Source organism: Bradyrhizobium sp. MI1.11 (assembly GCF_055811255.1).
On the sequence record NZ_JBVVPM010000015.1, the window covers coordinates 137,147 to 159,349 of the forward strand.

Here is a 22,203-nt window from a genome sequence, read left to right on the forward strand (position 1 = left end):
CCCCCCCCCCCCGCCCCCCCCCCCCCCCCACCCCCCCCCGCCCCGCCCCTGTTCTTCTTTTTGCTCGGCCCCCCCCCCCCCCCCCCCCCCCACGACGTGGAGAGAGCCGCGCGCCTCATGCCGATCCCTCACACCGCGTGCGGTGTCCTGATCTCGCGCGGCAGAATGATCGCGGCTGCGATCGCGAGCAGGCAGAGTGCGGCGAAGGCATGCAGCATGGTGACGAAGCCGCCCTGCTCGTAGAGCCAGGCGACCAGGCCGACCGAGGCGCCGGCCGCGGTGAAGCCGATGAAGTAGCGCACGGCATAGGCGCGCGAGCGCCATTCCTCGCTGGTGTATTTGCCGACCATGGCGTCGTTGACCGTGACCTGCCCGAACGCGCCCATGACGATGCCGATCGAGACCAGGATCAGCGGCAAATTGGACAGGCTCGCGGCCAGATACAGGAACGGCGCCAGCATGAAGGACAGCGGCAGCGCCACCGTCTTCAGCGAATAGCGGTCGAGCAGCCGGCCGATCGTGTATTGCGTCATCGCGCCGAACACGTAGACGCAGGCGGCAATAACACCAAGCAGCGCCGGGCTTTTGGTGAGATCGGCGAGCCGCTCCGCGAACAGCTTTGGCAGCGCCACGGTGACGGCATTGAACGTGGTGGAGATCGCGATCACCACGATCAGCAGCGACAGGATCACGCGCCACATGTCCTGCTTGGCGACCCGCGCCTGCGCTGCCGCCTGCTTCGAGCCCTTGCGGTCCTCGTGCACGACCATCATCGCAAAGGCGATGCCGATCAGGATGGTGACGATGCCGGGTACGATGAAGGCGAAGCGCCAGCCGAGATATTGGCCGATTACGCCGGTGACCAGCGCCGACGATGCGACGCCGAGATTGCCCCAGACGCCGTTGATGCCCATCTCGCGGCCGAGCCTGTCGGCGTAGGAGACGATCATTGCGGTGCCGACGGGATGATAAATCGAGGCAAAAATGCCGATCGCGAACAGCGCCGCGCCGAGCTGCGCCTGCGTCTGCACGAACCCGACCGAGATCATGGAGGCGCCGATGCCGACGAAGAAGATCAGCATCATGTGGCGGCGGCTCCAGCGGTCCCCGAGCCAGCCGGTGAGCAGCGAGCCCGCGCCAAAGGCGACGAAGCCCGGCGTCGCATAAGGCAAGAGTTCCGAATAGGCCATACCGAGCGCCGGTCCCATGATGATCACCGCGGCGGCGAAAATCAGCATCGCGTAATGGTCGATGAAATGGCCCGCGTTGACGAAACTGATCACCCGGCCGGGGCTGTTCATTCCGAATCCTCTCCTGCTCCGAAATGAGTTATATGTCGGGCGAGTGACGGGATGCCGCCAATGACTGTCGTCGAGACGCCAATCCTCCGGGCGGTCCGGAGCAATCATCGCTCGCCCGCGGGCGTGCATCTGGTCGCGCGCGACTACCCCAAGGGCATGCGGATCGATCCGCATATGCACCGCGAGGCACAGCTGATCTATGCCGCCAGGGGCACCATGCAGGTGACGACGCCCGGGGGGCGCTGGCTGGTGCCGCCGGACCGCGCGGTCTGGGTCCCCGCCGGGCTCCAGCACGCCATCGATCTGCTCGCCGACATCGAGATGCGCACGCTGTATTTCGACCTCGCCTGGCTGAAGCGCGAGCAGCGCCATGAGGGACTGACCAGGGAATTCGTGGTGCGGGTGTCGCCGCTGCTGAACCAGGCGATCCTCGCGCTGTTCGACGCCCACAATACCGAGGAGCGGACCGATCTGCTGGTTCGCCTGGTGATGCTGGAGCTGGTCCAGGCTGAGGATTCCGCGACCTTCGTGCCGCTGCCACACGAGCCGCGCTGCCGGCGCGCGGCCATGATCGTACTCGACGATCCCACCGGCCCGCACGACATCGACGCGCTGGCGCGCGAGGTCGGAACCTCCGCGCGCACGCTGTCGCGGCTGTTTTCGACAGAGACGCAGCTGAGCTTCAAGAGCTGGTGCCAGCGCGCAAGAATCGCGGCGGCGATCCAGCGGCTGTCGACGGATGCCAATGTATCGGTGAAGCAGCTCGCGACCCAGCTCGGCTATGCCAGCGTGCCGGCGTTTTCGGCCGCGTTCCGTCAGGTGACGGGACGGACGCCGACGGAGTTTGCCACACACTCCGTGTCATCGCCCGGCTTGACCGGGCGATCCAGTACTCTGGGACGGCGCGGCTAGAACCGAAAAGCCGCGGCGTACTGGATGCCCCGGTCAAGCCGGGGCATGACAGCTTTCTTTGGGTTTTCGAACCGCCCGCCTCCGCTAAACTTGCCAAAATCCCCCGCTTGATTGTGATCGGCTTCCGCCCAAATCCCGTGTAAGATTCCCGCACCGCACAAACCTGACACGAAAGCCCCGATGGCCAACGCTTTCTTCTCCGACCTGCTCACCACCATCTCCGAGCGTGGCCGCACGCTGCTTCGCCGCGGGGATTCTGCCGACACCAAGCCGGACGCCGATGGATTGATCGAGCTCTGCGGCGCGCTGCTGTCGGGTCGGGGCGAAGCGTCGGGCACCGCCATGGCGCGTGAGGTGCTCGACATCTACCAGGACCTGGATGCGGCGGGACGTCGCGCCTTTTTCGAAGCACTGGTGCGCGATTTCGGCCCGGATCGGGAACGCCTGTCCAAGGCGATCGAGACATGGCGCGCCAAGCCGGCCGACGAGGATGCCAGCGCCTTGCACTTCGCCTCCGAGCCGCGCCGGCAGGAGCTGATCCGCCGCCTCAACCGCGCGCCCGGCGGCACCGGCGATCTCGTCAAGATGCGCGCCGACCTGCTCGACATGATGAACGGGCACGCCGATCTCGCCGCACTCGATCGCGACGTCTCGCATCTTCTCTCGTCATGGTTCAACAGGGGGTTTCTCGTGCTGCGCAGGATCGACTGGTCGACCCCGGCCAACATCCTCGAAAAGATCATCCGTTATGAAGCCGTACACGAGATCAGCGACTGGGACGATCTGCGCCGCCGCATCGATCCGGTCGACCGTCGCTGCTACGCCTTCTTCCATCCCGCGATGGTCGACGAGCCCCTGATCTTCGTCGAGGTGGCGCTGACGGAGACGATCCCCGGCGCGATCGCGCCGCTGCTCGCGGTCGACCGCCCCTCCGTCCCGATCGAGCGCGCCCGCACCGCCGTGTTCTACTCGATCTCCAACACCCAGCGCGGTCTCGGCGGCATCTCTTTCGGCAGCTTCCTGATCAAGCAGGTGGTGGAGGAGCTGCGCCGCGAATTGCCCAAGCTCGACAATTTCGTGACGCTGTCGCCGGTGCCGGGCTTCATGCCATGGGTGAAGCAGGACAAGGATTTGCCGCTGTCGGACGAGGACCGCGAGATCCTGAAGCGCCTCGACGATCCCAAATGGTTCGAGAACCCCGAGACCACGACACTGCTACGTGGCGTGATCGAACCCCTCGCGGCGCACTACTTCCTCAAGGCACGCACGCCGAAAGGCAAGCTGATCGATTCCGTCGCGCGCTTCCATCTCGGCAACGGCGCCCGCCTCGAGCGCATCAATTGGTTAGGCGATCTCTCGCCCAAGGGGGTGCGCGAGTCCGCCGGCGTGATGGTCAACTATCTCTACCGCCTCGACGACATCGAGAAGAACCACGAAGCCTACGCCAATGACGGCGAGGTCGTGGCCTCGAGCGCGGTGAAGAAGCTGCTGAAGGGCGAAGGGCGGCGGCTGCTGGACATGCGGCTGTCGTAGCGACATTCGGCTCACGGCACATCGTCAAGGCGAACCCAGCCGACGACGCTCTCTCCGCCGACATTGCGAGGAGCTCTGCGACGAAGCAATCCAGACTGCCTCCGCGGAAAGATTCTGGATTGTTTCGCTGCGCTCGCAATGACGGAGATTGTGGCGACACCTCGCGCAATCCCAGCAATTCGCCCGCAGCAGCCGAAGCGCCCGTCGAAGCGCTCCCCTCTCGCCACCGTCATTGCGAGGAGCCCTTGCGACGAAGCAATCCAGACTGCTCCCGTGGAAACACTCTGGATTGCTTCGCTGCGCTCGCAATGACGGAGTGTGTGGCGCGGCCGTCGCGCCCCTCGCGTTGCGCTACTCCGCCAGCGCCTTCATCTCCTTGTAGAGATCCGATTTGCCTTCGAAGCCGATGCCCGGGAGATCGGGCATGGTGATGTGGCCGTTCTCGACGCGGACGCCGTCGGGGAAGCCGCCGTAGGGCTGGAACAAATCGGGGTAGCTCTCGTTGCCGCCGAGGCCTAAGCCGGCTGCGATGTTGAGCGACATCTGGTGACCGCCGTGCGGGATGCAGCGGCTCGGCGACCAGCCATGGGTTTTCACCACTTCAAGGGTGCGCTGGTATTCGCATAGGCCGTAGGACAGCGCGCAATCGAATTGCAGCCAGTCGCGGTCCGGGCGCATGCCGCCGTAGCGGATCAAATTGCGGGCGTCCTGGTGACTGAACAGGTTTTCGCCGGTCGCCATCGGTCCCGGATAGAATTCGGCGAGGGCTGCCTGCAGCGCGTAGTCGAGGGGGTCGCCGACTTCCTCGTACCAGAACAAGGGATAATCCCGCAGCATCTTGGCGTAGGCGATTCCGGTCTCGAGATCGAAGCGGCCGTTGGCATCGACGGCGAGCTGCGCGTCGTTGCCGATCTCTTTCAGCACCGCCTCGATGCGGGTGCGATCGTCCTCGATATCGGCGCCGCCGATCTTCATCTTCACGACGTTGTAGCCGCGATCGAGATAGCCGCGCATCTCGCCGCGCAGCATCGAGAGGTCCTTGCCCGGATAATAATAGCCGCCGGCGGCGTAGACGAACACGCGCGGATTGGCTTTGACGCCGTGACGCTCAGCCAGCAGGCGGAAAAGCGGTTTCCCTGCGATCTTCGCCACGGCATCCCACACCGCCATGTCGATGGTGCCGACCGCGACGGAGCGCTCGCCGTGGCCGCCCGGCTTCTCGTTGGTCATCATCGCACCCCAGACCTTGTCGGGGTCGAGATTGTCGCCGGCCGCATTCAGCAGCGATTTCGGATCGGCCTCCAGGATGCGCGAGGCAAAGCGCTCGCGGATCAGGCCGCCCTGCCCGTAGCGGCCGTTGGAGTTGAAGCCGTAGCCGACGACGCGCTTGCCGTCGCGCACGACGTCGGTGACGACCGCAACCAGGCTCGTCGTCATCTTGGTGAAATCGATATAGGCGTTGCGGATCGGCGAAGAGATCGGTTTCGTGATCTCGCGGACGTCGACGATGCGGACGGACATGGGTTTGGCCTTTCACTTTCGTCATTGCGAACGAAGCTATCCGGCAGACCCTCACCCTGAGGAGCCTGCGAAGCAGGCGTCTCGAAGGGCGAGGCCACTGGCCGGGCCTTCATCCTTCGAGACGCGCGTTCCGCGCTCCTCAGGATGAGGGACTAAGAGTTGAGCTCGCTCCTCGCAGTGCCAGTACTTACTTCTTATCCCTGAAATACGGCTCGACCGGGCCGTGCACCTTGATGGTCAGCGGGTTGCCGTGGCGGTCCTTGGCGTTGCCGGCGGTGACGCGGACCCAGCCTTCGCTGATGCAGTACTCCTCGACATTGGTCTTCTCGACGCCCTTGAAGCGGATGCCGACGTCGCGCGCCAAAATGTCCGCGTTGTAATAGGGGCTGCTCGGATCGACCGAGAGGCGGTCCGGAAATTCGTCGCTCATGATTGTCTCGCTCATAACAGGGTCTCGATTTGCTGCCGTAATCCTTCGGGCCGCGCGGTCGGCGCATAGCGCGAAACCACCTTGCCGGCGCGATCCACCAGGAATTTGGTGAAATTCCATTTGATGGAGGCGCCCAGCAGGCCGGATTGCTGGCGTTTCAGGTACTCATACAACGGATGCGCATTGCTGCCGTTGACGTCGATCTTCTCGAACAGGGGAAAGGTGACGTCGTAGTTGGTCGAGCAGAACGCCTGGATCTCGCTCGCCGGCCCAGGCTCCTGCGCACCGAACTGGTTGCAGGGAAAGCCGAGCACCGAGAAGCCGCGCGGATTGAGATCGCGATGCAGATCCTCCAGCCCGCGATATTGCGGCGTGAAGCCGCATTTGCTCGCGGTGTTGACGATCAGCAGCACCTGCCCCTCGAAGCGGCGCATGGGCACTTCTTCGCCGAGAAGCGAGTTGGCCTTGAAGTCGTAGATCACGGACATCGCTAACCCACGGGATCGATTGGCGACGGCGGCACGCCGCCCGCCTCGATCGCCTCGCCTGCGAGCAGACAGAGATCCTCGCGATAGCGGCCGGACACGATGTGCACGCCGACCGGCGCTTTGCCGACGAGGCCGGTGGAGACCACGAGGCCCGGCAGGCCCATGAAGGGAGTGGCGATCTGCGGCAGTTGCGCTTCCCAGACCCGCTTAAAGGATTCCTCGTCCTTGCGGTCGAGATGATCCGGGAACGGCAGCTCGCCGGAGACCGGTGTCAGCAGCACGGCATAGGTCTCGAAGAACAGCATCCAGTCACGGGTCAGCGTGGCGCGGCGGGTCAATGCCTTGGCGTAATTCGCCTGGTCCATCGGCGTGACCCTGGCGCGGTTGCCGCGCAGGCACGCCAGCGCGCCGGGATCGCCCTCACGCTCGGCCATCTCGAGCTGCGCCTCATAGCCGTCGCCGAGCCAGAGCTTGATCTGCCACTCGACCGCTTCGCGCATCGGCGGCGTGTTCTCGATCACATCGACCGTCCAGCCCGCACGCTCCAGGCGCTTGCCGGCATCGGTCACGGCTGCCTTCACCTCCGGTGTGGTCGCAAGGCCGTCCGGATTGAGACACAGCGCGGCGCGCTTCGGCCGCGCGGGGCCTTCCAGCGGCGCGGGCACGAACCAGGGATCGCGGATGTCGCGGGCCGACATGGCCGCGAGCGAAATCCTGATGTCGTTGACGGTGCGCGCCAGCGGCCCCGACACCGCCATGATCTGCGGCCCGATCGGACGCTCCGGCAGGGCCGGATTGAAGGCGGGGATGCGGCCGAGCGTCGGGCGCAGGCCATGCACGCCGCAGGCATAGGCGGGATAGCGGATCGAGCCCGCAATGTCGGTGCCATGGGCGATATGGCCGATGCCGGCCGCGACCGCCGAACCGGCGCCGCCGGACGAGCCGCCCGGCGTGAGCGAGGCATCGCGGGGGTTCTTGGTGTCGCCGTGGACCAGATTGGTGGTGAACCAGCGATAGGAGAAGGCCGGGCAATTGGTGCGCCCAAGCAGAACGGCGCCGGCTTTGCGGAAATTGGCGACCACCGGATTGTCCTCGCGCGCGATCAGGTCGCGCTGGAGCTTGAGGCCGTTGGTGGTGGCAAAGCCCTCCTGGTCGACATTGGCCTTGATGGTGACGGGCACGCCGGCGAGCGGGCCTGGGTCCTCGCCCCTGGCGATGGCGGCATCGACGGCGTCGGCCTGCTTGAGCACGTCCTCGGGCCGGTGGTCGATCACGGCGTTGAGCTGGGGATTGACGGCGTCGAGCCGGGCGAGGCCGGCCTGCGCGGCCTCCCTGGCGGAGACCTTTTTGGTTTTGACGAGGGTGGCGAGGTCGGCGGCCGACAGGCGCCAGAGATCTTGCATGGCTTGCTCCGTTTAACCGGCGTCTTTTAGCCCCGGGAACGCGGCAAAGCCATGCGGATTTCGCAGGGGCGAAGGGCGAGAGCCGGGTGACGCCTCATTCGCCGTCATTGCGAGCGAAGCGAAGCAATCCAGAGTGCCTCCGCGGAAGCAGTCTGGATTGCTTCAAGGGCTCCTCGCAATGACGGGGAAAGAGCGGCGGACCTCTAATGCCGGGTGGCAGACTGGTCCGGGATGTCCAGCAATGCCTCGGTGAAGGGGAATTCGAGCACGATCTCGCCTTCGCGGTCGGTAACTTCGATCACGGCCTCAAGCAGGGCCGGCTGGGTGCCTTCCGATCTCAGCACCTCCAGAATCATCTGGCGGGCAACCTCCCAGGCACGGTCGGGATTGCGCAGATCCTCTCCCTCAGGATCCACGATCAGTTCGTTGCCGATACGGGTGTTGAAGAAATATCTGGGCATCACGAAGTTCCAGTTGGGTCGCCTGTACCGGATTGAAAGCTGCACTGCACTCACAACTGCTTTATCAGGACAGGGTTCGCGACCGAATGCGCCGAGCGCAGGGCCGCATCACCAGAAAGTACTGTTCCCCACGCTTTTTTCGCGGCGCAATATGCCCGTCCTCGGGAAAATTTCACTGGCGAACTTTTGTGCTCGCAGTAACTTAGCCCCGGGCGGATACGTCCGAAATCTCGAAAATGGAGAGCCGAAATGGCCTGGAAAGCCCCGAAGATCGTCGAAGTGCCCTGTGGCATGGAAATCAACATGTATGTGAGCGCTACCCGCAAGTAAGCGGTTGGTGAGTTCGCGTTCTGCGCAGGTGGATCTTTCGGTCACGATGCATGTCCGGAAGACAGGATTTGTGTTGGCGTGAGGTCCACCTCGCGACATTGCCTCCAGGAGACGGATCATGCTTCGCGTCGTCGTCCTGGGCGCCGCAGCCGGCGGCGGAGTGCCGCAATGGAATTGCGGCTGCGAGGGCTGCCGGACGGCCCGTGATAACGGCCAAGAGCTGCAACGGACCCAAGCCTCGGTCGCCTTCACTGGCGACGGCGAGCACTGGTTCTTGATCAACGCCTCCCCCGACCTCCGCCAGCAATTGAATGCGACGCCACAGCTGCATCCGAAGGCAGGCGCGCTGCGCCATACGCCGATCGCAGGCGTGATCCTGACCAACAGCGAAGTGGACGCGGTGGCAGGCCTGCTGTCGATGCGCGAGGGCTCGCCCTTCACGGTCTATGCGCATGAGAAGGTGCTGGCGATCCTGAAGGCCAACAGCATCTTCAACGTGCTGAACGAGAAGAACGTGCAGCGCCAGCCGGTCGGCATCAACGAGCCGTTCGAGCCGCGGCTGCCGGACGGGGCGCGCTCAGGACTTGAGGTGCTGCCCTTCGCCGTTTCGGGCAAATCGGCCTGGTACCTGGAAGGCAAGGCGCATCCGGGCGGCGACACCGGCGAGGGCGATACGCTGGGGCTGAAGATCACCGACAAAGCGACCGGCAAATGCTTCTACTTCATCGCCGCCTGCGCCGAGGTCACCGACGCGCTCAAGGCCGAGATCGACGGCGCTGCGCTGGTGTTCTTCGACGGCACGGTGTGGCAGGACGACGAGATGATCAAGGCTGGGCTTAGCCACAAGACCGGCAAGAGCATGGGCCATGTCGCGATGTCCGGCGACCACGGCGCCATCGCGCGGCTCGCCGACCTCACACTCGACAGGAAGATATTTCTGCATATCAATAACTCGAACCCGGCGCTGCTGCCCGCTTCCCCCGAGCGCAAGGCCGCTGAAGCGGCGGGCTGGCAGATACCCGCCGACGGAACGGAGATCGTGCTGTGAATGCCGCGTCACTGACTGGAATGACCGCGCTCTCGGTCGGCAAGGACATCAGGCTCAACTCGGCCGAGGAGCTGGAGGCGGCGCTGCGCCATATCGGGGCGACGCGCTATCACAGCCTGCATCCGTTTCATAGACTGCTGCACGGCGGCAAGCTGAACAAGGGTCAGGTCCAAGCCTGGGCGCTGAACCGCTACTATTACCAGAGCACCATCCCGATCAAGGACGCGGTGGTGATCTCGCGCTTCCGCGACCGCGCCACGCGCGTGGAATGGCGCCACCGCATCGAGGACCATGACGGCGATATCGGCTCCGAAGGCGGCATCGAGCGCTGGCTGAAGCTGACCGACGGCCTCGGGCTGGACACGGCTTATGTGGAATCGACCGAGGGCATCCTGCCCGCGACGCGCTTCGCGGTCGAAGCCTATGTCCACTATTGCCGCGAGAAGTCGCCGCTGGAGGCAATCGCCTCCTCGCTCACCGAATTGTTCGCGCCGAACCTGCACGAAGAGCGCATTGCCGGCATGCTGGAGCACTATGACTTCGTCAATCCTGACACCATGAGCTACTTCAAACGCCGGCTGGCACAGGCGCCGCGCGATGCCGGCTTTGCGCTCGACTATGTCAAGGCGCATGCCACCACGCCCGAGCAACGCGCGTCGGTCTGCAACGCACTGATCTTCAAGACCAGCGTGCTGTGGGTGCAGCTCGACGCGCTCCAGCACGCCTATGTCGAGGGCCACATTCCGCCGGGCGCATTCGTGCCCCAAGAACACCAAAAAGCGAGCTGAGGAACAATGGCCGGGCCGCGCAACATCAGCGTCAGCGAGACCAGCCGGCCGGTGCTGCCGCGGCACGCCAAGCTGAAATATGACGAGACGCGAAAAGTCTGGGTGATCCTGGCGCCCGAACGCGTACTGGCGCCGGACGAGATCGCGGTCGAGGTCTTGCAGCTCTGCGACGGCGAGCGCAATGTCGGCGACATGTCCGACCAGCTCGCGGCAAAATACGCCGCGTCGCGCGAGGCGATCCTGGCCGACGTCATCGTCATGCTGCAGGATCTCGCCGACAAGGGCTTTCTCACGGAGGCCCGGGAGAAGACGTCATGAGCGATGTGCTCGGCAATCCCACCATTCCGCCCGACGCCAGTGACAGCCTCGCGGTGCTGGAGAAGAGCCGCTCGACGGCGGAGACGTTCGGCATTCCGCTCGCCGTGCTGCTCGAGATCACCCACCGCTGCCCGCTGCAATGCCCCTATTGCTCCAACCCGGTCGAGCTCGACCGCTCGGGCAAGGAGCTGACCACCGAGGAATGGAAGAAGGTGCTGAGCGAGCTCGCCGAGATCGGCGTGCTCCAGGTGCATTTCTCCGGCGGCGAACCGACCGCGCGCAAGGATCTCGTCGAGCTGGTCAAGCATGCCAGCGACGTCGGCCTCTACACCAACCTCATCACCTCGGCCGTGCTGCTGACGCGCGAGCGGCTGAGCGAGCTGGCCGATGCCGGGCTCTGCCACGTGCAGATCAGCTTCCAGGGCGTTGAAGAAGGCTTGGCCGATCGCGTTGGCGGTTACAGAGGCGGGCACCGCAAGAAGCTCGAAGTGGCAAAATGGACGCGCGAGCTGGACCTGCCGCTCACCGTGAACGCGGTGATGCACCGGCAGAACCTGCATCAACTGCCTGATATCGTCCAGATGTCGGTCGATCTCGACGCCGACCGGCTCGAGGTCGCCAATGTCCAATATTACGGCTGGGCGCTGAAGAACCGCGCCGCGCTGATGCCGACGGTGGCGCAGCTCGACGAGTGCACCCGCATCGTCGAGGAGGCGCGCGAGCGACTGAAGGGCCGGCTCACGATCGACTATGTCGTGCCCGATTATTACGCGCTGCGGCCGAAGAAGTGCATGGGCGGCTGGGGCCGGCAGTTCTTCAACATTTCGCCGGCCGGCAAGGTGCTGCCCTGCCACGCCGCCGAGAGCATCACCGGGCTCGACTTCGAATCGGTACGCTCCAACCATTCGATCGCCTGGATCTGGCAGAACTCGGACGCCTTCAACCGCTATCGCGGCACCGGCTGGATGAAGGAGCCGTGCAAGAGTTGCGAATTCCGCGAGATCGATTTCGGCGGCTGCCGCTGCCAGGCCTTTGCGCTGACCGGTGACGCTGCCAACACCGATCCGGCCTGTGCGCTGTCGCCACTGCACGAGACCATCTTCAAGCAGGCCGAGCGCGAGGCCGAGGGCGAAACCAACCGCTTCGTCTATCGCAATTTCGCCGGTGGCACTCTGGAATCCGGGAATGATGCCTGACGCCGACGCGGCCAGCTCAGTCAAGCGCGCCGATCCTTTTGCGCCGCTGACCTCCGAAACGCTCGACGTCGGCGACGGCCACGAGCTCTATGTCGAGAGCGTCGGCCGCGCCGACGGAATCCCCGCGGTCTATCTGCATGGCGGCCCCGGTAGCGGCTGCCAGCCCGACCACCGCCGGCTGTTTGATCCCGACCGTTTCCATGCCGTGCTGTTCGACCAGCGCGGCTGCGGCCGCAGCCGGCCGAAGGGATCGCGCCAGCACAACACCACGCAGCATCTGATCGCGGACATGGAAAAAATCCGCGAAAAATTCGGGGTCGCGCGCTGGATGGTGGTCGGCGGCTCCTGGGGCGCGACGCTGGCGCTGGCTTATGCGCAGGCGCATCCCGCGCGCGTCTCCGGGATTGCGCTCCGCGCGACGTTTCTCGGCACGCGTGCTGAAGTCGAGATCGCCTTCACCTCGCGCCTGTCGCAATTCTACCCCGCGCTCTACGAGGATTTTCTGAGCGTGCTGCCGCTCGAGGAGCGCGCGCGGCCGGTGGAAGCCTACTATCGCCGCATCCTCGATGCCGATCCGGCCGTGCATGGCCCGGCATCGCGCGCCTGGTACGATACCGAGCGCGCCTTGTCGGAACACAAGGCGGCCAAGACCCGGCTGGACCTGGCGTCGCTGAACGTCTGGCGCACATTGCCGGCGACGCCCTTCATGGAGGCGCATTATTTCATTCACGACAGCTTCATGACGGAGAACCAGTTGTTGCGGAACGCCGGCAAGCTCGACGGCATTCCCGGCATCATCGTCCAGGGCCGCTATGATCTGTTGTGCCCTCCCGAGACATCGCAGCGGCTAGCGAAAGCGTGGCCGGGTTCCGAGATTCGCATCGTGGAAGAAGCCGGCCATTCGCTCTATGATACCGGCGTGCGGGACGCGGTCATGAAGTCGATCGCGGATATCGCCTCGAAGATCTCGCGCTAGAGATCCAAAACCCTCATCCTGAGGAGCGCGCCCTTCGCGCGCGTCTCGAAGGATGAAGGCCGATATGCAGCAGCGGGGCCTTCATGGTTCGAGACGCGCGAAGACGCGCTCCTCACCATGAGGGTCAGTAAAGAAGGACAAGAAAATGCCACTCGCTGGTAAAGGCATGCTGCTGACGTCGATGAACATCGACGTTTCAGATGAAGCCGATTTCAATCGCTGGTACGATCGCGAGCATCTGGAAGAGCGCGTCGCGATCGAGGGATTCCTCGAGGCGCGGCGCTATCTCGCGCACGCCGCAAATCCCAAATATCTCTCGCTGTATTCGACCGCGACGCTCGACGTGCTCGATAGTCCCGCCTACCGGGCGCGGCTCGCCAATCAGACCGAATGGTCGCGGCGGAGCATGGCGCATTTCAAGGACATGCTCCGCGTGGTCGCCCGCATCACGATCAGCAACGGTACCGGACGCGGCGCGGCGCTCGGCCTCGTGCGGCTGCGACCGACGCCGGACAATGCGGCCGCGTGGCGTGACGCACTGCAAGAACGGCTGGCGCCGGAAAAGCACGACGGCATCATCTCCATGCATCTGCTCGAAAGCGAGCCGGAATTGTCGGGCGCGACCGCGGACATTCCGGCAGTGCGCAACGAAGGCGCACGCGACTGGTTCGTGCTGATCGACGGCACGCATGTCGGCGCGGTCTCGGCCGTGATCGCCGCGCGCTTCACCGGCCCTGCCGCCTCGCCATTCCCGCTTCCCGTGTCGGTCGGCACCTACAGCCTGATGTGGGACCTCGCGAAGAGCGACATCGCGAGCAACTAAGACGCATCGCAACATGTTGCACCGCCGCATACTGCGCGCGGCAATTAATGATGTGCGCGCTGGGCTCCCATGAAAGCCGGTGATCACCCAAATTTGCCGTTGTACTTCGGACCGGTTCTAATAAGCTAACCCAATGACGTCATTCAGAAACCAGATCGCCGCGCGTTAGCGTTCGCCAAGCTCAAGAAAAGGCCGCCGGGTCTTTGAGCCTGCGCGGACAGGGTAGGAATGAAACCGACCGACATTGCGGCCCCCGACTACTTTCACAAAGTGGTCGATTGCCAATGGGCCTGTCCTGCGCACACCCCCGTTCCCGAATACATCCGACTGATCGCCCAAGGCCGCTACAGCGACGCCTATATGATCAACTGGAAATCGAACGTGTTTCCCGGAATTCTGGGACGCACCTGCGATCGTCCATGCGAGCCGGCGTGCCGCCGCGGACGCGTCGAGGAGACCCCGGTCGCGATCTGCCGCCTGAAGCGCGTCGCCGCCGATTTCAAGGACGACATCACGCAACGCCTGCCGCGGCCGTCGGCCAAGAACGGCAAGCGCGTTGCCTTCGTCGGCGGCGGTCCCGCTTCGCTGACGGTGGCCCGCGATCTCGCCCCGCTCGGCTATCACTGCACGGTGTTCGACGGCGATCCACGAGCCGGCGGCATGATGCGCTCGCAGATCCCGAAATTTCGCCTGCCGGATTCAGTCATCGACGAGGAGACCGGCTACATCCTGGGTCTCGGCGTTGACTTCAAGGGCGGCCACCGCATCGAAAGCATGAAGGCGCTGCTCGCGGAGAAGTATGACGCGATCTTCGTCGGCTCCGGCGCACCGCGCGGACGCGAGCTCGACATCCCCGGACGCAAGGAAGCAGCCGCCAACGTCCATATCGGCATCGACTGGCTGTCCTCGGTCTCGTTCGGCCATACCGACAAGATCGGCAAGCGCGTCATCGTGCTCGGCGGCGGCAACACCGCGATGGATTGCTGCCGCACCGCGCGTCGCCTCGGCGGCGAAGAGGTGAAAGTGGTCGTGCGCTCCGGCTTCGAGGAAATGAAGGCCTCGCCTTGGGAGAAGGAAGACGCGCTTCACGAGGACATCCCGATCCTCAACTTCCTCGTGCCCACAGCCTTCGTCCACGACAACGGTAAGCTCACCGGCATCACCTTCCAGAAGGTGAAGGCCGAATACGACGCCAAGGGCCGCCGCAACCTCGTGCCCTCGGGCGAGCCGGACCAAACCATCGAATGCGACGACGTGCTGGTCGCGGTCGGCCAGGAGAACGCCTTTCCCTGGATCGAGCAGGACTGCGGGATCGAGTTCGACAAATGGCACATGCCCAAGGTCGATCCGCAAACCTTCGTCTCGACCAACCCGAAAGTATTCTTCGGCGGCGACGCCGCGTTCGGGCCGAAGAATATCATCTGGGCGGTGGCGCAGGGCCATGATGCCGCGCTGTCGATCCACAAGATGCTCTCGGGCGAGGACGTCACCGAGCGTCCATTGCCGGAGGTGCACATCTCCTCGCAGAAGATGGGCATCCACGAATGGAGCTATGACAACGACATCTCCAACGACAAGCGCTACAAGGTGCCGCATCGCGACAAGGTGATCGCGCTGAAGGACATCCGCACGGAGGTCGAGCTCGGCTACGACGTCAAGCTGGCGCTGGGCGAGGCCGAGCGCTGCCTGAACTGCGACGTCCAGACCGTGTTCTCGACCTCGCTCTGCATCGAGTGCGACGCCTGCGTCGACATCTGTCCGATGGACTGCATCACCTTCACCGACAATGGCGAGGAAGGCGATCTCCGTCAGCGCCTGAAAGCGCCCTCGCTGCATCCGGACCAGGATCTCTATGTCTCGAGCGACCTCAAGACCGGGCGCGTGATGATCAAGGACGAGGATGTCTGCCTGCATTGCGGGCTGTGTGCCGAGCGCTGTCCCACCGGCGCCTGGGACATGCAGAAATATTTGATCGAGATGACTCACGCAGGTTCAGCATGTCCGACAAAAAGCCGATCAGCAGCGTAAACGACTTCGTCGTCCGCTTCGCCAACGTCAACGGATCGGGCTCGGCCAGCGCCAACGAGATGTTTGCGCGCGCGATCCTGCGCCATGGCGTTCCGGTGAGCCCCCGTAACATCTTCCCCTCCAACATCCAGGGCCTGCCGACCTGGTACGAGGTGCGGGTGACCGAACAGGGCCATCTCGGCGCCCGCGGCGGCGTCGACATGATGGTGGCGATGAACCCGCAGACCTGGGACAAGGACGTCGCCGGCATCGAGCCCGGCGGCTATCTGTTCTACGATTCCACCAAGCCGATGCCGTCAACGAAATTCCGCGACGACATCACCGTGATCGGTGTTCCCCTGACCGCGATCACCAACTCGACCTACACCGATCCGCGCCAGCGCCAGCTGTTCAAGAACATCATCTATCTCGGGGCGCTCTCGGCGCTGCTCGATATGGACCCGAAGCTGATCGAGCAGCTGATCGGCGAGCAGTACAAGGGCAAGGAGAAGCTCTTGTCCTCCAACGTCCACGCGCTGCATCTCGGCCGCGACTGGGCGCTGCAAAACCTGAAATGTCCGACCGGGCTGCGGGTGAAGAAGTCCGATAAGGTCGGCGACCGCATCTTCATCGAGGGCAACAGCGCCGCCGCGCTCGGCGCCGTCTATGGCGGCGCCACGGTGTGCGCCTGGTATCCGATCACGCCGTCCTCGTCCGTTGCCGAGGCTTTCACCGCCCACTGCAAGAAGTACCGGCACGATCCGGAAACCGGCAAGGCGAAATACGCCATCGTGCAGGGCGAGGACGAGCTCGCTTCGATCGGCATCGTGATCGGCGCCTCCTGGAACGGCGCGCGCGCCTTCACCGCAACCTCCGGCCCCGGCATCTCGCTGATGACCGAGTTCATCGGCCTGTCATATTTCGCCGAAATCCCGGCCGTGATCATGAACATCCAGCGCGCCGGTCCCTCGACCGGCATGCCGACCCGGACCCAGCAATGCGACATCATCGCCTGCGCCTATGCTTCGCATGGCGACACCAAGCATGTGCTGCTGTTCCCTGAGGATCCCGCCGAGGCGTTCGAGTTCGCGGCCGCGGCCTTCGATCTCGCCGAGCGGCTCCAGACCACCATCTTCCTGATGCTCGACCTCGACATCGGCATGAACCACCGGCTCTGCCGTCCCTTGAAGTGGGACGACGCCAAGCAATATGACCGCGGCAAGGTGATGACTTCGGAGATGCTGGAGGAAGGCCGCGACTTCGGCCGCTATCTCGACGTCGACGGCGACGGCATCCCCTACCGAACCTATCCCGGCACGCATCCGACCAAGGGCTCATATTTTACCCGCGGCACGTCGCGCGACCGCTATGCGCGTTACTCCGAAGAAGGCTCGGTCTACGCCGACAACATGCAGCGGCTGATGCGCAAGTTCGAGACCGCGCAGGATTTGGTGCCGCGGCCGCTTCAGGCTAATGCGGAACGGCCGACCAAATACGGCGTGATCTATTTCGGTTCGACTACGCCGGCGATGGACGAGGCGATCGGATTGTTGGAGGCACGAGGCCATCAGCTCGATCGCCTGCGCATCCGCGCCTTCCCGTTCCACTCCAGCGTGGCGAGCTTCCTCGCCGAGCACGATTTCGTCTACGTAGTCGAGCAGAACCGCGACAGCCAGCTGCGCCAGCTCATCGTCAACGAAAACGGCATCGACCCGGTGCGGCTGGTGCCGATCGTGCACTACGACGGCTCGCCGATCACCGCCCGCTTCATCGCAAAAGCCATTGGCGACCACCAGGATCACCTCAAGGTGACCCCGCTCCGCAAGGCCGTGTCATGATGGTAAGGCGCAGGCATCGGATGCAATCACCTCTCCCCGCGTGCGGGGAGAGGTCGGATTGCGCAGCAATCCGGGTGAGGGGGACTCACCACGAGTCGAGCTCGTCGAAAGAGCCCCTCACCCCGACCCTCTCCCCGCGAAGAGCGGGGAGAGGGAGCAGAGAGAGACGGTCATGACCTACATCGCAAAGCCGAAATTCCACCATCCCGGGCTGAAGAAGAACGAGCTCGGCTACACCCATCGCGACTACGAAGGCAAGATCTCGACGCTGTGCGCCGGCTGCGGCCACGATTCGATCACGGCCTCGATCATCGAGGCCTGCTATGAGCTTTCGATCGAGCCGCACCGGGTTGCGAAGATCTCGGGCATCGGCTGCTCGTCGAAGACGCCGGACTATTTCCTCGGCAATTCGCACGGCTTCAACTCCGTGCACGGCCGCATGCCCAGCGTGCTGACCGGCGCCAATCTCGCCAATCGCGACCTGATCTATCTAGGTGTCTCCGGCGACGGCGATTCCGCCTCGATCGGCTTCGGCCAGTTCGCCCATTCGATCCGGCGCGGGGTGAACATGACCTATATCGTCGAGAACAACGGCGTCTATGGCCTGACCAAGGGCCAGTTCTCGGCGACCGCCGACCGCGGCTCGAAGTCCAAGAAGGGCATCACCAACACCGACAACGCCATCGACCTCGTCGCCATCGCGCTGCAGTTGGGGGCGACTTTCGTCGCGCGCTCGTTCTCCGGCGACAAGACCCAGCTCGTGCCGCTGATCGCGGCCGCGATCCGCCACAAGGGCGCGTCGTTCATCGACGTCATCAGCCCCTGCATCGCCTTCAACAATCACGCCGGCTCGACCAAGAGCTTCGACTATGTTCGCGAGCACAATGACGCGGTGAACCGGCTCGACGTGCTGGTCGGCCGCGATCCGATTGCGGTGGATTACGCACCGGGCACGGTGCAAATGGTCGAGCAGCATGACGGCAGCAGGATCGCGCTGCGCAAGATCGATGCCGACTACGATCCGCATGACCGGCTCGGCGCCCAGACCTTCCTGCAAAAGCACGCCGCAAAGGGACAGATCGTCACGGGGCTGCTCTACGTCGATCCCGACGCGGAAGATCTGCACGAGCATCTCAACACGGTCGAGACGCCGCTCAACACGCTGGAAGCGGACACGCTCTGCCCGGGCTCGGCGATGCTGGACAAGTTCAACGCCAGCCTGCGGTGATCGCTACCGCGCCGCAGCCGGCTGCCGGACGCGTATGGTGATCTTCTCCGACACGATGGGCGGCTCGAACGGATAGTGCTTGGCATCGCCCAGCACGAGTTGAAGCGTGTGCGTCCCGGGCGGAAGCTCGAGAAGCGTTTCGGTCTGCCCTGCCCCGAAATGCAGATGCGACTTGTCCTGCAGGATCGGCTCCTTGGGATCGATGGGGTCGTTGACGTCGATCAGCAAATGATGGTGACCGGCGTTCTGATACTCGTCGCCGGCATGGGTCACTCCCATGTTGCGCAAGCCGAACCGGACCCAGAATCCGCCGCGCACCTTCTGCCCGTCATGCGGGGTGATGAAATAGAGCTTCGCGTCCTTGGGCGCTGCCTTGCCCTGCGAAAAGGCTGCCCCCGGGAGCAATGCGAGCGCCGCCGCCAGCGCGACGCAACGAAGGATCTGCATCAAACCAACTCCACCACTTAGGGACTGAGCGCCACGCGGAATCCGTGCGTGGGATAACGAACGTTGGTGTCGTAGCCGTCGCGGTTGGACGGCCGCACATATCTCGAATCGTTCTTCCAGGAGCCCGAGCGCAGGACATGAGCGCTGCAGTCCCCGCTGCTCCATGCCGAGCCGTCACCGGGCGCGCCCTGATAGGTCTTATGCCAGCAGTCCTCGACCCATTGATCGATACCGCCGCCCATGTCGTGGAGCCCGAACGGATTAGGCCTGAAGCTGCCGACCTTCGCCGGTTGCTCGGCCGCGAGATCACCGCAATCCTTGCAACCGGCCATGCCCGGCTGCAGCTTGTCGCCCCACCAATATTTGGTCTGCGTTCCGCCCCGCGCGGCATATTCCCATTCGGCTTCGCTCGGAAGCCGATAAGTCTTCTTCGTCGCCTGAGCGAGATAAGCCGCATATTGCTGCGCGTCGGTCCAGCTCACATTGCTGACCGGCGCATCGTCCTTGCCGATCGCCGTGAAGCCGCACGCCTTTACAGCGGCGCACTCATTCCATTCCTGCACGGTGACCGGATATTTGCCGATCGAGAACGGCTTGACCGTCACCTGATGGACGGGACGCTCGGTCAGATCGTCATTGCTTCCCATCGCAAAGCTGCCGCCGCGAATGGCGACCATCTCGGGTTCGCGGGCGGGAATGGCCGAATGACTTGGCGCCGGAGCGGGCGACGGAGATGACGAAGCCGACGAGGGAGAAGGCTGCGGCGTCTGCGGCGCTGCTTCGCGCGACGGAGGCTGCGGGCTCGGTGATGCGGCAGGCGAAGCGGTGGGAGAAGCGGTGGGCCCGGTGGCCTGCTCGCTCACCCTGCCCGGTGTCTGAGCCAGCAGATACCACAGCACACCGGCGGCAATCACCGACAGCGTGATACCCAGGAGAAAGATCAGAGTATTCTCGCGCCGCCCCCGCGTCCTGCCGACCGCGTCTGCATCCGGCAGCACTTTATAGACGCGCACGGGATCGGTGATGTTCTTGACCTTGCGGTCCCCGAGCGACTCGTAACCGCACACGACCTTGTGCTTGATCTGCTCGTAGATCGCGCCGGAGATAAAGACCTGGCCTGGCTCGGCGATGCCCTCGATGCGCGTGGCGATGTTGACGCCGTCGCCGTAGACGTCGTCCGGCTCCACGATGACATCACCGAGATTGACGCCAATCCGGTACTCGATCCGAGTGTCCTTCGGAAGCGAGGCGTTGCGGCCGATGAGATTCTGCTGGATGACGATGCTGCATCGGACGGCCTCGACCGGACTGTCGAAAATCGCGATGAAGCCGTCGCCCGTCGTCTTCACCAGACTTCCATTGTGCTCGACGATGCTGGGCTGGATGAGATCCCGCTCGATCCGCTTGACGCGGACGTGCGTGCCCTCCTCGTCGGCCTGCATCAGGCGGCTGTAGGAAGCGATGTCACCGACAATGATGGCCGCGAGGCGACGAGGCATAGGGCCGTGCGAAGGCGGCTCGTCATTCCCGGATCTGAAGTTGCGAATTTCGCCCATTGCGGGGACTCCACAAACTTACAAAGGCAGACCCCAACCTACGACTGCCAAAGGCGATCGTCTGTGAAGGCTATCACATCGACGAAATCGGGCAATGTCCGTGAGGATCGCAGGAGTCGAGTTCCGAAAGGCGAAGGCGTTACATCGAATGAACCTTTATGACCCCACCGATGACTAACGCCCCGCGTGGAACTAATCACCTCGCTCCGCCCTGCGATGCTCGTGTCATTGATGTGCGAACCATGAACGCGTCGCACCGGGTTCGCGTCTAAAGTACAGCTCAGTTGCTGCACGCGAGGCCATCATGAAGTCTTTTCTCGTTGCGGCCGTCTTCCTTGCCGCGCTCGGCGGCGCCGCTCACGCCGAGGAGGCCGACGATATCCGTGAGGCCAGCAAGGCCGAAGCCGAGACCTTCAACGCGCGCATGTATGCCGGCGCACCCGGCAACAAGGCCTATGCCTGCTTCGTGCGCCGCTACGATGCCGAGCACCTGGCGCGTCATCCGAAGCAGAAGGTCGCCGCGATGAAGCTGCTGATCTCGGCGGAGATGGACACCGAAGACAAGCAGCTCCACAACTCCTTCCGCCTTGGTTTCAGATATCGTCACCGCTCCGGCGATTTCGACTCCAGCGGCTTCTGTCATCACACCGTGTTCACCAAGGACGGCACCGAAATCCGCCTCGGTTGCGGCGTCGACTGCGAGGGCGGCGGCATCGGCGTCGCGCTCTCAAGGGACGATAAATCGGCGATCGTGCGGCTCGCGCGGGTCAGGGTCTGGCAGAACAACAAGCCGGATGAGGATGCCGAACTGTCACTGGTCGCCGGCGCCGACGACGGGATTTTCCGCCTGGATCGAACGGACAATAAGGAATGCGCCTCGCTCGTGACCGACCGCAAGGAACTCGCCGCGCTCCGCCACAAATGATATGTCTCCGGCGCAATCGAGGAGATCGTCATGAACCGCCGGAACATGTTGTGGAGCGCCATCTCAGGCCTGGGCGCAGCGCTTGGCGCCTCCAGCGCGAACGCCGCGACGGACGCCGGCGCGGGCAACAAGCTGAAGGTGGTGTATCACCTGAGCGATGCCGAGAAGGTCAATTTCGTCCTTGGCAACATCCAGAACCACATCGAGGGCGTCGGCGGCCCCGAGCATGTGACGATCGCACTGGTGATCCACGGGCCGGCGCTGAAGGCGTTTCACTCGGCGCAGGCCAACCCTGACATCAGCAAGCGCGTCGGCGATTTCTCCAAGGATGGCGTCGAGCTTGCCGCCTGCGGCAACACGATGAAGGCGCAGAACGTCACGCTTACGGATCTCTTGCCGGGCTTCGTCAGCGCGGAGAAGGGCGGCGTGGTCCGTTTGGCCGAGCTCCAGTCGCAGGGCTATCTCTATCTGCGGCCGTAGGTAGCAGCGAAAGTGGTGGGCTCCCTCCCCCGCTTGCGGGGGAGGGTCGGGGAGAGGGTGTCTCAGCAATCGAGAACCCCCAAGTGGAGAGAGCCCTCACCCGGCGCTGCGCGCCGACCTCTCCCGCAAGCGAGGGCTTTGCGTAAATCGCGAATCTGCGATTCTCTAAGAGACATCTGAAGAGGATCTGGGGA

General features: G+C 64.0%; 22 protein-coding genes. 14 read left to right on the forward strand and 8 right to left on the reverse strand.

The features are described 5' to 3' along the window. Positions 1-128: 128 nt before the first annotated feature. Positions 129-1,301, reverse strand: a complete 1,173-nt coding sequence (locus tag AC0L30_RS17505) for an MFS transporter (RefSeq protein ID WP_007595638.1) — start codon at positions 1,299-1,301, stop codon at positions 129-131. A 60-nt stretch (positions 1,302-1,361) separates the two neighbouring features. On the opposite strand from AC0L30_RS17505, the gene AC0L30_RS17510 reads away from it, so the two are divergent. Next, the gene (locus AC0L30_RS17510) at positions 1,362-2,213 is read left to right on the forward strand and encodes an AraC family transcriptional regulator (RefSeq protein ID WP_473404820.1); all 852 of its coding nucleotides are present in this window, start codon (positions 1,362-1,364) and stop codon (positions 2,211-2,213) included. Between the two features lie 180 nt (positions 2,214-2,393). After that, positions 2,394-3,746 carry a malonyl-CoA decarboxylase gene (locus tag AC0L30_RS17515; RefSeq protein WP_007595642.1) on the forward strand — a complete coding sequence of 451 codons (1,353 nt, stop codon included), beginning with the start codon at positions 2,394-2,396 and terminating at the stop codon, positions 3,744-3,746. 351 nt (positions 3,747-4,097) lie between these two features. Here the strand turns inward: AC0L30_RS17515 and tarD are convergent, their stop codons facing one another. The 5 genes from tarD to AC0L30_RS17540 form a co-directional block, all read right to left on the reverse strand. Next, positions 4,098-5,267: a D(-)-tartrate dehydratase gene (gene tarD, locus AC0L30_RS17520; RefSeq protein WP_473404821.1), complete on the reverse strand. Its 1,170-nt coding sequence runs from the start codon at positions 5,265-5,267 to the stop codon at positions 4,098-4,100. 187 nt (positions 5,268-5,454) lie between these two features. Then, complete coding sequence (locus AC0L30_RS17525; RefSeq protein ID WP_007595651.1) at positions 5,455-5,712, reverse strand: DUF3297 family protein; 258 nt, start codon at positions 5,710-5,712, stop codon at positions 5,455-5,457. Beyond that, complete coding sequence (locus AC0L30_RS17530) at positions 5,709-6,185, reverse strand: glutathione peroxidase (RefSeq protein ID WP_473404822.1); 477 nt, start codon at positions 6,183-6,185, stop codon at positions 5,709-5,711. Before AC0L30_RS17530 ends, AC0L30_RS17525 begins: the two co-directional genes overlap by 4 nt. Before the next feature lie 2 nt (positions 6,186-6,187). Then, positions 6,188-7,588 (reverse strand): amidase family protein, encoded by a 1,401-nt coding sequence (locus AC0L30_RS17535; RefSeq protein ID WP_007595655.1) that lies wholly within the window; start codon positions 7,586-7,588, stop codon positions 6,188-6,190. Between the two features lie 203 nt (positions 7,589-7,791). Beyond that, positions 7,792-8,049 (reverse strand): DUF6894 family protein, encoded by a 258-nt coding sequence (locus AC0L30_RS17540; RefSeq protein ID WP_007595657.1) that lies wholly within the window; start codon positions 8,047-8,049, stop codon positions 7,792-7,794. Between the two features lie 249 nt (positions 8,050-8,298). On the opposite strand from AC0L30_RS17540, the gene pqqA reads away from it, so the two are divergent. From pqqA to AC0L30_RS17590, 10 genes are all read left to right on the forward strand, one after another. Continuing rightward, positions 8,299-8,379: a pyrroloquinoline quinone precursor peptide PqqA gene (gene pqqA / locus AC0L30_RS17545; RefSeq protein ID WP_007595659.1), complete on the forward strand. Its 81-nt coding sequence runs from the start codon at positions 8,299-8,301 to the stop codon at positions 8,377-8,379. A 118-nt stretch (positions 8,380-8,497) separates the two neighbouring features. Next, entirely contained in the window at positions 8,498-9,427 is a 930-nt protein-coding gene (gene pqqB, locus AC0L30_RS17550) for a pyrroloquinoline quinone biosynthesis protein PqqB (RefSeq protein ID WP_354129559.1), read from the forward strand. Then, complete coding sequence (gene pqqC, locus AC0L30_RS17555; RefSeq protein ID WP_473404823.1) at positions 9,424-10,215, forward strand: pyrroloquinoline-quinone synthase PqqC; 792 nt, start codon at positions 9,424-9,426, stop codon at positions 10,213-10,215. The genes pqqB and pqqC overlap by 4 nt, the downstream gene beginning before the upstream one ends. A gap of 6 nt (positions 10,216-10,221) precedes the next feature. Next, positions 10,222-10,533: a pyrroloquinoline quinone biosynthesis peptide chaperone PqqD gene (gene pqqD, locus AC0L30_RS17560; protein WP_473404824.1), complete on the forward strand. Its 312-nt coding sequence runs from the start codon at positions 10,222-10,224 to the stop codon at positions 10,531-10,533. After that, positions 10,530-11,729, forward strand: a complete 1,200-nt coding sequence (gene pqqE / locus AC0L30_RS17565; RefSeq protein ID WP_219685511.1) for a pyrroloquinoline quinone biosynthesis protein PqqE — start codon at positions 10,530-10,532, stop codon at positions 11,727-11,729. Before pqqD ends, pqqE begins: the two co-directional genes overlap by 4 nt. Further along, positions 11,719-12,705, forward strand: a complete 987-nt coding sequence (gene pip / locus AC0L30_RS17570; RefSeq protein ID WP_219685512.1) for a prolyl aminopeptidase — start codon at positions 11,719-11,721, stop codon at positions 12,703-12,705. The genes pqqE and pip overlap by 11 nt, the downstream gene beginning before the upstream one ends. 145 nt (positions 12,706-12,850) lie before the next feature. Continuing rightward, complete coding sequence (locus AC0L30_RS17575; RefSeq protein ID WP_219685513.1) at positions 12,851-13,528, forward strand: DUF4286 family protein; 678 nt, start codon at positions 12,851-12,853, stop codon at positions 13,526-13,528. A gap of 228 nt (positions 13,529-13,756) precedes the next feature. Further along, entirely contained in the window at positions 13,757-15,556 is a 1,800-nt protein-coding gene (locus AC0L30_RS17580; RefSeq protein WP_007595682.1) for an FAD-dependent oxidoreductase, read from the forward strand. After that, entirely contained in the window at positions 15,526-17,373 is a 1,848-nt protein-coding gene (locus AC0L30_RS17585) for a 2-oxoacid:acceptor oxidoreductase subunit alpha (RefSeq protein WP_007595684.1), read from the forward strand. Before AC0L30_RS17580 ends, AC0L30_RS17585 begins: the two co-directional genes overlap by 31 nt. Before the next feature lie 172 nt (positions 17,374-17,545). Beyond that, positions 17,546-18,601 carry a 2-oxoacid:ferredoxin oxidoreductase subunit beta gene (locus tag AC0L30_RS17590; RefSeq protein WP_354129553.1) on the forward strand — a complete coding sequence of 352 codons (1,056 nt, stop codon included), beginning with the start codon at positions 17,546-17,548 and terminating at the stop codon, positions 18,599-18,601. A 3-nt stretch (positions 18,602-18,604) separates the two neighbouring features. Here AC0L30_RS17590 and AC0L30_RS17595 read toward each other — a convergent pair whose 3' ends face one another. Both AC0L30_RS17595 and AC0L30_RS17600 read right to left on the reverse strand, forming a co-directional pair. Continuing rightward, positions 18,605-19,048 carry a DUF4399 domain-containing protein gene (locus AC0L30_RS17595; protein ID WP_354129552.1) on the reverse strand — a complete coding sequence of 148 codons (444 nt, stop codon included), beginning with the start codon at positions 19,046-19,048 and terminating at the stop codon, positions 18,605-18,607. Positions 19,049-19,065: 17 nt separating this feature from the next. Then, positions 19,066-20,604, reverse strand: a complete 1,539-nt coding sequence (locus AC0L30_RS17600) for an SUMF1/EgtB/PvdO family nonheme iron enzyme (RefSeq protein ID WP_473404825.1) — start codon at positions 20,602-20,604, stop codon at positions 19,066-19,068. Between the two features lie 304 nt (positions 20,605-20,908). Between AC0L30_RS17600 and AC0L30_RS17605 the strand changes: the two genes are divergently transcribed. Together AC0L30_RS17605 and AC0L30_RS17610 are read left to right on the forward strand one after the other, a co-directional pair. Then, positions 20,909-21,529, forward strand: a complete 621-nt coding sequence (locus tag AC0L30_RS17605) for a hypothetical protein (protein WP_354129550.1) — start codon at positions 20,909-20,911, stop codon at positions 21,527-21,529. 30 nt (positions 21,530-21,559) lie between these two features. Then, complete coding sequence (locus AC0L30_RS17610) at positions 21,560-22,009, forward strand: DsrE family protein (RefSeq protein ID WP_007595690.1); 450 nt, start codon at positions 21,560-21,562, stop codon at positions 22,007-22,009. Positions 22,010-22,203 lie beyond the last annotated feature (194 nt).